This is a genomic window from Marinomonas sp. 63XJN7_7_ISO-PGPR-S23-202, assembly GCF_056173505.1.
Map to the genome: position 1 here is coordinate 4,037,950 of NZ_CM149677.1, position 12,681 is coordinate 4,050,630.

The 12,681-nt window shown below is 44.2% G+C and carries 12 protein-coding genes; 2 read left to right on the forward strand and 10 right to left on the reverse strand.

Features of this window, described 5'->3' with window-relative positions:
- Nucleotides 1–6: 6 nt before the first annotated feature.
- Complete coding sequence (locus tag AC0VYG_RS18745; protein WP_475429427.1) at nucleotides 7–1,071, reverse strand: GGDEF domain-containing protein; 1,065 nt, start codon at nucleotides 1,069–1,071, stop codon at nucleotides 7–9.
- Nucleotides 1,072–1,361: 290 nt separating this feature from the next.
- Here AC0VYG_RS18745 and AC0VYG_RS18750 point away from each other — a divergent pair, with 290 nt between their 5' ends.
- Entirely contained in the window at nucleotides 1,362–1,685 is a 324-nt protein-coding gene (locus AC0VYG_RS18750) for a hypothetical protein (protein ID WP_475449873.1), read from the forward strand.
- A gap of 5 nt (nucleotides 1,686–1,690) precedes the next feature.
- On the opposite strand, the gene AC0VYG_RS18755 is transcribed toward AC0VYG_RS18750, so the two are convergent.
- Entirely contained in the window at nucleotides 1,691–2,722 is a 1,032-nt protein-coding gene (locus tag AC0VYG_RS18755) for a DUF3080 family protein (RefSeq protein WP_475429429.1), read from the reverse strand.
- Here AC0VYG_RS18755 and AC0VYG_RS18760 point away from each other — a divergent pair.
- Entirely contained in the window at nucleotides 2,721–3,131 is a 411-nt protein-coding gene (locus AC0VYG_RS18760) for an acyl-CoA thioesterase (RefSeq protein ID WP_475429430.1), read from the forward strand. The two genes, AC0VYG_RS18755 and AC0VYG_RS18760, sit on opposite strands and share 2 nt — an antisense overlap.
- 112 nt (nucleotides 3,132–3,243) lie before the next feature.
- Here the strand turns inward: AC0VYG_RS18760 and AC0VYG_RS18765 are convergent, their stop codons facing one another.
- From AC0VYG_RS18765 to rimP, 8 genes are all read right to left on the reverse strand, one after another.
- On the reverse strand, nucleotides 3,244–3,843 hold the full coding sequence (locus AC0VYG_RS18765; protein ID WP_475429431.1) for an LPP20 family lipoprotein: 600 nt from the start codon (nucleotides 3,841–3,843) through the stop codon (nucleotides 3,244–3,246).
- Between the two features lie 122 nt (nucleotides 3,844–3,965).
- Nucleotides 3,966–6,074, reverse strand: a complete 2,109-nt coding sequence (pnp, locus tag AC0VYG_RS18770; protein WP_067013366.1) for a polyribonucleotide nucleotidyltransferase — start codon at nucleotides 6,072–6,074, stop codon at nucleotides 3,966–3,968.
- Nucleotides 6,075–6,301: 227 nt separating this feature from the next.
- Nucleotides 6,302–6,571 (reverse strand): 30S ribosomal protein S15, encoded by a 270-nt coding sequence (rpsO, locus tag AC0VYG_RS18775; protein ID WP_067013364.1) that lies wholly within the window; start codon nucleotides 6,569–6,571, stop codon nucleotides 6,302–6,304.
- A 113-nt stretch (nucleotides 6,572–6,684) separates the two neighbouring features.
- Nucleotides 6,685–7,611 carry a tRNA pseudouridine(55) synthase TruB gene (gene truB / locus AC0VYG_RS18780; RefSeq protein ID WP_475429432.1) on the reverse strand — a complete coding sequence of 309 codons (927 nt, stop codon included), beginning with the start codon at nucleotides 7,609–7,611 and terminating at the stop codon, nucleotides 6,685–6,687.
- A 9-nt stretch (nucleotides 7,612–7,620) separates the two neighbouring features.
- Nucleotides 7,621–8,010, reverse strand: coding sequence for a 30S ribosome-binding factor RbfA (gene rbfA / locus AC0VYG_RS18785; protein ID WP_067013360.1), 390 nt, complete (start codon nucleotides 8,008–8,010; stop codon nucleotides 7,621–7,623).
- Between the two features lie 12 nt (nucleotides 8,011–8,022).
- Nucleotides 8,023–10,608 carry a translation initiation factor IF-2 gene (gene infB, locus AC0VYG_RS18790; RefSeq protein ID WP_475429433.1) on the reverse strand — a complete coding sequence of 862 codons (2,586 nt, stop codon included), beginning with the start codon at nucleotides 10,606–10,608 and terminating at the stop codon, nucleotides 8,023–8,025.
- 27 nt (nucleotides 10,609–10,635) lie between these two features.
- On the reverse strand, nucleotides 10,636–12,126 hold the full coding sequence (gene nusA, locus AC0VYG_RS18795) for a transcription termination factor NusA (protein WP_475429434.1): 1,491 nt from the start codon (nucleotides 12,124–12,126) through the stop codon (nucleotides 10,636–10,638).
- 27 nt (nucleotides 12,127–12,153) lie between these two features.
- Nucleotides 12,154–12,615, reverse strand: a complete 462-nt coding sequence (rimP, locus tag AC0VYG_RS18800) for a ribosome maturation factor RimP (protein ID WP_067013354.1) — start codon at nucleotides 12,613–12,615, stop codon at nucleotides 12,154–12,156.
- Between the last annotated feature and the right edge of the window lie 66 nt (nucleotides 12,616–12,681).

A 12,681-nucleotide genomic window follows, 5' to 3' on the forward strand; every position in this document is an offset into this window, starting at 1 on the left:
TACAATTTATCGCATTCGATTCAAGAACTTGAATACTTTTGTCGGCACAGATCTTTTGCGGTTATTTTTATAGCTGTAAAGACGCTCATCGGCAATTTTAAGCAGATGCTTATAGTTTGTTGGCATATCTTCCATGACACTCGCTCCGCCGTAACTGATCGTGATAGGAACATGATTAGACTTATACCTCAACGGATTAGATTGAAGATAATCATGAATAGACTCGGCGATGAGCAACGCATCATCATAACTTTTGCCGGGCGTCACAAAGACAAATTCATCGCCAGCAAAACGAAAGGCCAATCCCTGCTTGTGAACATATTTTAGCAGACGCTTAGCGATATACTCCAATACCTCGTCCCCACAATTATGACCCAAAGTATCATTAATCGACTTAAAACCATCACAGTCAATAAACACAACAGTCAAATCACGCTGCTGCTGTTGAGAGCGAGCAAACTCTCTGTCCAGCATAAGCTCAAGTTGACGACGATTCAACAAGCCCGTTAGCGGGTCTCGGGTAGCTAAATATTCTAACTTCTCCCGTGCTGTCACATTGCTTAAACAAATGGAAATTTTGATCGCTAACTGATCCAGTAAGAATGTATCTTTCGTGGCAGCATCATAGCGAGTACTATCTGAATCAGCCTGACAAAACAGACCAACTAACTCACCATCGATGGTCAGCGGCGAAATAGCAACAGAAGAAATGATATCCCGATAAACAGAAGGAATAATCTCGGAATATTGAGGCAAATCATCATTGACCAGCACCGTCCGGCTACTGGCTTTAATGATGTCTATCATGGCACGTCGGCGCGTAAACAACACGCGATCCCGTAAATCCAACGATTTTTCTAATGCTTCCATTAAGTGTGATAGAGGGGCTTCATTTATTAAATTCACCCAGACATATGGCACATTAAACTGCTTCTGCACTTCTCTTGTTAGAGTAGAAACAAACTGATCACAACGCCCAATAGACAAAATACAACGTTCAATCTCAAAAAATTTGAGGGCTATTTGTTCGTTATGCCTAACGTTTTCTATCAGCTCATTGATATCATGCATGCATCATCGGCCTTAACCACCTCAAACAAGCGGCATTAATGAAAAACTTTCCATATATTGACTAAAAAAACAACGTATTTACAATTTATTATAGTACCCTCACTCATCTTTTCCCGCCATATATAACAGCAAAATATCCTTTTCGCTATTCGCCATAAGAAAGACTAATAACATCATTCAAGTGTCAATAGAAGCTTTTCAATTTTTTTGTCAGCGAGATCATTTTTAAACATCAAGAATATCGCGCACTTGCCGATAGACAGGAAAGCCGAATGTCATTGGATTTACACATGAACATCAGAAGTATTGTTGAAACACAACTCACTCAAAGTAGCTACGAAGGCTCTCCCGTATCAGGGAGTGCCAACTTTGCGTTATTTATGAGTTTGTTTAATCAGCCAGGCCCTTCTATTATAGACACAAACGATACATTGAATCGGCATGAGCCACATGCGCTCATTCGTCCTATTCAATTTTCCCATAGCATCATGGAAAATCCCGAAGCAAACATCGCCATGTTAAAATCCTTAAGTGAAGAGCCGCTCGCGCAAGGTCCTGCCTACCAATATAACGCCGTAGAAGCATTAGAAAATCAGTTAAGCGTACACATCTAGAACCGTTAATTATTTTGCCCATTTAGAGAAACAGCACAACGTTGGAATAACCTGCTCCATGCCATCGCGTGGCGCCTTGAAGCCGCTTGATAACGCCCCCAAACGCTATGCTTATCCTGCAAGGAAAACTGCTCTAAATAATTCGCTAATGCTGTTGGCAAAGGAGCACCCACCATCGCTAATTGATGCAACTGTGACAACACAGGATAAGCGGAGGCATTCAACCTCGCCATATAAGGCTGAATCAATTTCACATAATGATGTTCAAACTGCTGCTTTAAGAACGTGACAGGTGGCCCACAGACAGTGGAAGGGAGAGATTCGATCGACTCAGAAACCGCATTTAAATAGCGTGTTATCTGCAATAGACTATAAAGCAACTTTCCTCCGTACTCACTGTCTGCCATAGTTTTCAGATCCTGTTCAAATGCATTCGAGTCAATATGCGGCAGCTCTAAAACATGCTGCCCTATCACTAATATATCCCCTAAAGCAGACTGTAAAGACTGATAATTTGCCGCCGTATATCCCATCGGAACAAACCCATTGGAAAAGCTGAAAAAGGATTTGGCTTCATCGCCATTAAATACAGCATTAATAAACGCATGGGGGAGTTCTTTGTGTTTTTGCTGAGCAATGGGAGCCAGTTTGTTGGCCAAAGACTGATTCTCAATCGGGCAAGTTTCTAACGCTCGAGTTATCTTTACTTCATACAAAAAACGCTGGCTACTTAACATAACACGTCCTAAAACACTGTTACGCTCGCCCACTAACAACCCTAAGTTACAGTGCTGCAAAGACAGAAAATCAAGTAAACTTACGTCAAAGTGAGTCAACGCCATCGTACGCGCTTGAACAGAAGGGTATAACTTAGGCATAACCAGATTCGGCACCGATACATCTAGATAGGCAGAGCGTGATAAACTAGTGGCATAATCCGATAAAACCTGCTCTGGTTTGTATCGAGTATCACAGCCGACAAGCATCAAAAAAGTGATGATAATCACCATACTTTTAGGAAAAATATAAGCCTCCATGAACCAACTACTTATTCAAAAACGTGAAGAAATTTCAGAAACTCGCGTGGCCAAAATGGTCTTTCCCAACACAACAAACCATTACGATACTCTATTTGGTGGTATCGCATTACAATGGATGGATGAAGTGGCTTATATTGCCGCGACTCGCTTCTCTCGTAAGCACGTTGTCACTATTTCCACTGAACAGGTGAATTTTACGCAGCCTATTCCGTCAGGTATCTTAGTTGAACTGGTTGCTCGTGTTGTCAGTGTAGGCCGTACATCCTTAAAAGTAGCAGTCAATATTTTTCTTGAAGAACTGGACAGCGATAAACGTACCAAAGCGATTACGGGACACTTTAATTTTGTCGCCATCGATGAAAATAAAAAACCAACCCCCATCTTCCCAGAAGACGACACCCATTAGTCTCATATTGAAAGTGGGGAATCGCCCACTCGGTGTTTTAGCAAAAACACCTAAAGCGGTGTCCCCACAACATACTGCTCAATCACACAAAATAGCAGAGCGCTAGATGAGCCTAAGGCGCTTTTTGCTTAGCAATGTCTGCCGCTAATTCATCAAAGCTTTTCTTTGCCTCTAACTTCTGAAAGAGGGCTGCATTATTCTTCATGGAAGTACGTAAAATATCCTCAGAAATCGACTCGGTCTGCTTCGGATCTAAGCCAACCAACACAACCATGCCACCAGTAGGCGTTGGCATTTGGCGAATCACTTTAGAGCCAATCAGTTTTTGATCGGTAATCTGCTTGGTCACAACACTATTAACTCGATCAACCGTTTGAGCATCCCCCGTGCCCGTTGTCTCAGCGTATTGCTTCACCATATTTTGCAACTGTAAACTCAATACTTGAGCTAACTCAACGCGAGCTGCCGTCGCGGCCATTTGACGCATAAAGTTTGGTCCAGCCGCTGACTTCTCAGCATAGCCCACAGCCGATAAAGCAACATTTTTCACTGGTGCACCACAAACCCATTGTGGTGCGGGTTGATTAGAGCCATCTGCAAAAACACAATCTTGCACGGTTTCTGATGCACCCGCATTTTTAACCGTCTCGTTAGAACTACAGGCCGATAGCAACCCTGCCATTGCTACCACACTAAGCAGTTTGATCTTCATTTTGATCCCTCATCCATCCGACAATAAAGTGATATTTCTGCTTTTATACTAATCCAATTCTTTAGATAAAAACAAAAAAAGGTGTCATCAAGACACCTTTTTTGAACACAGAACCTAATTACTTAGGCAGAGAATTGTGCTTTTTCTTCTTCTGTTACGTCTTTCATGGATAGCTTGATACGACCACGGGCATCAACATCCAACACCTTAACAACAACATCTTGACCTTCAGATAAAAAGTCAGACACAGCACGAATACGCTCTTCAGCAATTTGAGAAATATGAACCAAACCATCTTTACCTGGCAGGATATTCACAAACGCACCAAACTCGGCCAAACGCACGACTTTGCCTTGATAAAGTTTATCGATTTCTGCTTCTGCCGTAATCTCATGAATCTTAAGTAGAGCCGCATCGGAAGAAGCTTTATCCGCTGCGTAAATACGGACAGTACCGTCATCATCCAGATCAATCGATGCGCCAGTTTGCTCAGTGATAGAGCGAATGGTAGCACCGCCTTTACCGATCACATCACGAATTTTCTCAGGATCGATTTTGATCGTCGCCATAGATGGTGCGTTAGGCGATACTTCAGGACGAGCGTAACCAATGACTTTTGCCATTTCACGAAGGATATGTGTACGAGCCTCAAGCGCTTGATTCAAGGCGATATCCATGATCTCTTCGTTAATACCTTCGATTTTAATGTCCATTTGTAGTGCTGTAATACCTTCTTCGGTACCCGCCACTTTAAAGTCCATATCACCAAGGTGATCTTCATCGCCCAAGATATCCGTCAAGACAGCAAAGCCATCATCTTCTTTGATAAGACCCATGGCAATACCAGCAACAGGCGCTTTTAAAGGCACACCCGCGTCCATCATAGACAAAGAGGCACCACATACAGACGCCATAGAGCTTGAGCCATTCGATTCAGTAATCTCAGAAACGACACGAATGGTGTATGGAAATTCGTCTTCTGACGGCAATACTGCTTGAACACCGCGACGGGCTAGACGACCGTGACCAATTTCACGACGACCAACCCCCCCCATACGACCACACTCACCAACAGAATAAGGAGGGAAGTTATAATGAAGCATGAAGCTGTCTTTGCTTTCGCCAGTCAAACCGTCAGTCATTTGTGAATCGCGGCTAGTACCTAACGTACAAGTTGCAATAGCCTGAGTTTCACCACGTGTAAACAAAGCAGAACCGTGGGTCTTGCTTAACAATCCCACTTCGACATTGATCGGACGAACGGTTTTGTTATCACGACCGTCGATACGAGGCTTACCATCAATGACACGGCGACGAACAATGCGTTTTTCCAGTTTAGAGAAAGCACCAACGACATCTGATTCAGAAAACTCACCGCCTTCTGTAACAAGAGCCGCAACGGCGGCATCACGCACCACACCCAGTTGAGCATAACGCGCCATTTTTTCACTGATGCTATAGGCTTCTTCGATTTGCGCTGCATAGCCAGACTCAACCGCTTCGGTCAGAGACACCTTAGCCGTTGGCGCTTGCCATTCCCAGCGAGGTTTTCCGCACTCAGCCGCAAACTCAGTAATCGCCGTAATAGCGGTTTGCATTTCTTTATGGGCAAAAAGTACAGCGCCTAACATTTCATCTTCAGTCAACTCTTGTGCTTCAGACTCAACCATCAATACAGCGTCTTTTGTACCCGCCACAACCATGTCAAGCAAAGAACCGTCTAACTCAGAATAACTTGGGTTAAGCAGGTAACCAGATTCATCGTTGAAGCCCACGCGAGCCGCACCGATAGGACCATTAAACGGAATACCCGAAATAGTCAAGGCAGCAGACGTCGCCAGCATTGCAGCAATATCAGCATCCAAGTCGGTGTTGGTAGACATTACTGTACAAACCACTTGGACCTCGTTCATGAAGCCTTTAGGGAACAATGGACGAATTGGACGGTCAATCAAACGCGAGGTCAACGTCTCTTTTTCAGAAGGACGACCTTCACGCTTTAGAAAACCACCTGGGATTTTACCTACTGCGTAGGCGCGCTCTTGATAGTGAACAGAAAGAGGAAAAAAGTCTTGATCCTCTTTGGCTGATTTAGCACCTACGACGGTTGCAAGTACTTGAGCATCGCCAATGGTACAAAGAACCGCACCAGTTGCTTGACGAGCAATGCGGCCTGTTTCTAGAGTTACGGTATCATTACCGAATTGAAAAGTTTTTGTCGTAATACTCACACGTATTCCTTTTGGTTAAAAAATTGCTTATCCCAAAGACCTCTTTTTAAGCCAGTACTCATATATGTTCTGGGTACTCTATCACTCGTTAATCTTAGCCACTATTACTTCTCTTAGCGACATCAGAAACAACAAGTTAAAGGAAAAACACATATGAAGTACAGGCTGTCCTTTGGGAATCTACTTATAAAAAAAGGGCCATAATATCTTATGGCCCTTCTTCAGTCTTAGCGACGCAGACCTAGTTTTTTGATCAAACTAGTGTAACGAGCTGCATCTTTACGCTTAAGATAATCCAACAGCTTACGACGCTGGTTTACCATGCGGATTAGACCGCGACGAGAATGGTGGTCATGGATATGAGCTTTAAAGTGATCTTGTAGACCTGCAATGTTTTTAGTCAACAATGCCACTTGAACTTCAGGAGAACCCGTGTCACCTTCCGCTACTTGAAACTCTTTAACCAACGCTGCTTTTGATTCTGCAGACAATGCCATAATCTATATCTCCAAATTAATATGCAATAATAAAGGTAAAGGATAGCCGAGCATATTTTCAGTTATCCTAGGCGGGCAAGTTTAACACTCTTTTTAACAGAACTCACTGCTATTTATAAAGAGAACTCACTCGTATTTACCAGTCGAAAGGGACGCAACATCGTCCCTTTTATTTGCCCAAGACCTAAAAAACGCTGAGTACCTTGATCAAACATTCTCACCACACTGCCATTGTCTAATAATACTGGGCTAGGGACCGTTCGACCGAACATCATATTCATTGTATCGGCCTCGGGCAAATCTACTTTTGAAAAATATTCTACTGCGGTATCCATTGACATTAGATACGAATCTAACGCCTCATAGCCTTGCTCCGCAATGGCCTCAAACTCTTCCATCGTCATCATATTTTCTGGTGAATAGCCCGCCGTCGAAATACGATGCAATGAATGCAAATGAGCGCCACAACCTAGTGCTTCACCAATGTCTTCACCAATGGTTCGAATGTACGTGCCTTTGGAACACTGAATATCTAGCGTCAGCGTATCAGCCGTTCGTGAAACAAGGGTTAAATTAGAAATGGTAACGCGACGACGTTTTCGCTCTATCACAATTCCTTGACGGGCATATTCATAAAGCGGCTTTCCTTCGTGCTTCAAAGCAGAATACATAGGAGGAATCTGCTCTATTTCCCCACGAAAACCATCTAGAATACTTTCAAGTGACGCATCGGTGAGAGAAGGAATTGCCTCTTCAGTCAATATATCCCCTTCACGATCCCCCGTGGTCGTTCTTTTTCCCAATTGAATACAGGTTAAATAACGCTTATCTGCATCCAGCAAATATTGAGAAAATTTAGTCGCTTCCCCCAGACACAATGGCAACATTCCTGTCGCCAAGGGGTCAAGCGCACCAGTGTGCCCTGCTTTCGCCGCCTGAAAGAGGCGTCGGACACGCTGTAACGCTTGGTTCGAGCTTAAACCTATCGGCTTGTTCAGTAGAACAATACCGTCTACTGAACGCCATTTTGCCTTAGCCATACGAACTTATTACTCGCCTTCGTTACCGTTTTTTGTTTCATCATCACGAATCGCTTCGTCAATCAGAGCCGACATGCGCGACCCATTGACCACACTCTGGTCATAATGAAAACGCAAATGCGGCATAACACGAAGTTTTACTTCTTGTGCTAAACGACGACGTAAGAAACCTTTTGCACTATCCAGTGCTGCTTGGTTCTCTGCCAATACTTCAGGCTGATCGTCTTTACCAAGCACGGTGTAATAAATATCCGCATAGCCTAAATCTTTTGCTACACGTACTTCATTGACAGTAACCAACCCCAAACGAGGATCTTTTACTTCAAACTGGATCAAGGACGCCAGCTCCTTTTGGAGCTGGTCACCAATCCGACTAGTACGACTAAATTCGCCTGCCATGATCTTGTCCTATTAAAGTGTACGCGCTACTTCGACGGTTTCGAAAACCTCGATCTTATCGCCTACTTTGACATCCGTGTAGTTTTTCACACCGATACCACATTCCATGCCTTTGCTAACTTCGTTAACGGCATCTTTAAAGCGACGTAGAGACTCAAGTTCACCTTCATAAATCACGACATCATCACGCAATACACGGATCTGTTTACTACGGTAAACCGTGCCTTCAATCACCATACAACCAGCAATCAAGCCAAATTTAGGCGAACGGAAGATATCACGCACCTCAGCCGTACCTTTTATGTCTTCACGAAGATCAGGAGACAACATACCAGACAAGGCAGATTTCACATCGTCAATGATGTTATAGATCACGCTGTAGTAACGTAAATCGATACTTTCGCGCTCAATAAACTGCTTAGCGGAACTATCAGCACGCACGTTGAAACCAAAGATCACCGCATCAGAAGCAAGTGCTAAGGTTGCATCCGTCTCAGTAATACCACCGACACCACTAGACACCACGTTCACTTGCACTTCGTCTGTATTTAAGTCTGTCAAGGACTTGATCAAAGCCTCAAGAGAACCACGAACATCGGCTTTAAGCACTACGTTCAAAGTTCGTACTTCGTCTTTGCCCATCTCAGAGAACAAGTTCTCTAATTTAGCTGAGTGCTGACGAGCAAAACGAATTTCACGGTATTTGCCTTGACGGAAGTTTGCTACTTCACGCGCTTTACGCTCATCTGCTACAACGATAAACTCTTCACCTGCGCCTGGCGTACCATCTAACCCTAAAATTTCAACAGGAATAGAAGGACCGGCCGCATCAATTGCCTCACCACGTTCATCAAGGAGGGCACGAACACGCCCCATTTGAAGACCAGCAAGAACAATATCCCCTTTACGCAAAGTACCATTTTGTACCAGCAAAGTTGCAACCGAACCACGACCGCGATCAAGACGGGCTTCAACCACCACGCCTTTGGCAGGCGCACTTGGTACAGCCGTTAACTCAAGCACTTCAGCTTGCAGCAGAACCGCTTCAAGAAGCTCTTCTATACCTTCACCCGATTTTGCGGAAACGCCAACAAACTGAACATCGCCGCCCCACTCTTCTGGCACAACTTCTTGGGCAACTAATTCATTCTTAACACGATCAATGTCCGCGCCTTCTTTATCAACCTTAGTGATGGCAACAACCATAGGCACATTAGCGGCACGCGCATGCTGAATTGCTTCAATGGTTTGTGGCATAACACCATCGTCAGCAGCACAAACGAGAATAACAATATCCGTGGCTTGCGCACCACGAGCACGCATAGAAGTGAACGCAGCGTGTCCAGGTGTGTCTAAGAAACTGACCATACCATGTGGTGTTTCAACATGATAAGCACCAATATGCTGTGTAATACCACCTGATTCGCCGGCAGCGACACGAGTCGTACGAATGTAATCAAGTAGAGAAGTTTTACCATGGTCAACATGACCCATGACGGTAACAACGGGGGCACGTTTAATCGCTTCACCGTCGTAATCAATCGCGTCTATCATGTCATTTTCGACAGCGTTCTCGTCGATATACTTAACCGTGTGACCCATTTCCTCAACAACAAGCGTTGCCGTATCACGATCAATCGTTTGGTTAATGGTCGCCATGGCGCCCATTTTGAACAAAACCTTGATCACTTCAGCGGCTTTGATTGACATTTTTTCAGCCAACTCAGCAACCGTAATACTTTCTGGCAAGGCCACTTCATGGATAATTGGTGCGGTTGGTTTTTGGAAACCGTGCTCTTGTTTTTGCACAGGTTTCTTACCTTTACGACCTAACTTACCACGACGACCAAACTCTTCGTCACCGTTGATATTCACGCGAGAGCGTTTGCCCTCAGGGTGACGGCCGCGAGGTTTTTCGCTATCTTGACGATTAGCACTTTTTTTACTTTTTGGCGCAGCATTTGGTTTTTTACTGTCCATTGCTGCCGCTTGAGACGTTTTTTTCGCCGTCTTAGGCTGTTTTGGTGCTTCCACGGGTTCTGCCGCTCCTATACCGGAGACATTCTGCTCCGTATCATTTTGCTCACTTTTTACAACCGCTTCTCTCGCAGCCGCTTCTTTTGCTGCTGCTTCAGCGGCTTCCTTGCGAGCCTTTTCTTCGGCTTCAGCCTGAGCTTTTGCCGCCTTTTCTGCTTCAAGTTGACGCTCAGCTTCTATGCGAGCTTGCTCTTCCGCCGCCAAGCGTGCTTGTTCCTCTGCCTGACGTTGAAGAAATTCCTGTTGTTTTTGAAGTTCTTCATCAGTATCTGTGCGCTTCACATAAGTGCGCTTTTTCTTTACGGCTACATTAACTACTTTACCACCATCACTACGTGACAAGGTACTGGTTTTCTTACGCTGTAAGGTAATACGCTCTGAACCACTTCCAGCCTCGCCATGTTGACGCTTAAGAAAGTTTAACAATGTTTGCTTTTCAAAGTCAGAGACTTCTTGGTTTTCACTCTTATGAGGAAGACCTGCGTCTTTCATCTGAGCCAGTAGCTTCTCGACTGGCGTATTCACCAATTCGGATAGTATCTTTACGGTTTGAACTGTCATTAAGTTCCCCCTTCATGTACTCAGATTTTATTCAGATTCAGCAAACCAAGGTGCGCGGGCAGTAAGAATCAATTTACCGGCACGCTCTTCTGTCATACCTTCTATATCAAGCAATTCATCGACGGATTGTTCTGCAAGGTCCTCCATCGTCGTGACGCCTTTAGAAGCCAGCACCAACGCCAAATGATTATCCATACCTTCCATTTCTAACAAGTCAGAAGCTGGCTTGGCACCATCTAATTGCTCTTCTGCGTGAAGCGCTTGATTTAACAAGGCCTCTTTGGCACGAGAACGTAGTTCGTTTACTAAATCTTCATCAAATCCGTCGATGTCTAACATTTCTTCCATCGGAACGTAAGCCACTTCTTCTAGTGACGTAAATCCCTCTTCGACCATTTGGATAGCCAAATCATCATCAATGTCGAGCCCATTCACAAACAAGTCGATTAATTTCTGTGATTCTTCTTGTTGTTTTGCTTCGGCATCTTCACTGGTCATCACATTCAATGCCCAACCTGTTAATGCTGACGCAAGACGAACATTTTGACCATTGCGACCAATAGCTTGCGCTAAATTATCGCTTTTCACTGCGACATCCATAGAATGCGCATCCTCATCAATCACAATAGAGTCCACTTCTGCAGGCGCCATTGCATTGATAACTAGTTGAGCAGGGTTATCGTCCCAAAGAACAATATCCACACGCTCGCCATTCATTTCGTTAGAAACCGCTTGTACTCGAGCACCACGCATACCAACACAAGCTCCGATCGGATCAATACGACGGTCATTGGTTTTTACAGCAATTTTTGCTCGTAGGCCGGGATCTCGAGAAGCACCTCGAATATCAATCACTTCCTCAGCAATCTCAGGCACTTCCAAACGGAAAAGTTCAATCATGAAATCAGGAGAGTTGCGAGATAGGATAAGTTGTGAACCACGATTATCTTCACGAATTTCCATTAACAAAGCACGAACACGGTCATTCATGCGGAACGTTTCACGTGCAATTAACTGATCTTTTGGTAACGTCGCTTCGGCGTTTTCACCCAAATCAATAATCAGGCTATCACGAGTCACTTTTTTAACTTGACCATGAACCAGCTTGCCCACTTTTTCGCTATAGCGAGCAACCATTTTAGCGCGCTCAGCTTCACGCACTTTTTGAACAATCACTTGTTTAGCGGTTTGCGCCGCAATACGCCCAAACGCTTCGGACTCCACCTCTTCTTCGTAGATATCCCCCAAGGCAACATTCAAGTTTTGCTCTTCCACATCATCTACCGTTAACTCAGATGCTGGAGCAGAATAATCTTCATCCTCTACGATATGCCACTGACGATACGTTTTGTAATCCCCAGTTCTTTGATCAATAGACACACGAATCAATGCATCGTCTTCAAAACGACGCTTGGCAGCACTTGCTAAAGCAATTTCAACGGCTTCGAAAATAACTTGTTTCGGAACATCTTTCTCGTTGGAAACGGCTTCTACTACCAAAAGAATTTCTTTGCTCATCCTTTTAGCCTCTCTATCAAGGTTAAATTAAAATTGTGGAACAACATTTGCCTTATCAATCAGATCGAAAGGCAGCAGGTATTCTTCCTGGTCAACACGGATAACGACCTCATCGTCTTCGATACCCACTAATAACCCTTTAAACTTACGACGACCATCAAATGGCACCCGTAAACGCAAAGCAATCACAGCACCGACATAAGCTTGGTATTGAGTCAATTCAAACAAGGGACGATCCAGCCCTGGTGACGAAACCTCAAGGTTATATTCGCCAGTGATAGGATCTTCAACGTCAAGGATAGAGCTAACTTGTCGGCTGACTTGAGCACAATCTTCGACATCGATGCCTTTTTCCAGTTCAGTATCAATAAAAATACGTAACACAGAGTCTTTACCCTGTGACAAATATTCCATTCCCCAGAATTGGAATCCTAAACCTTCCACGACAGGTCGAATCAGTTCTTCTAAAATCGTATATTTAGCTGACAAACGCTTTCTCCGAAACGATAATTTGCAAAACGCAGAAACAAAAAACGGGCTCAAGGCCCATTTCTA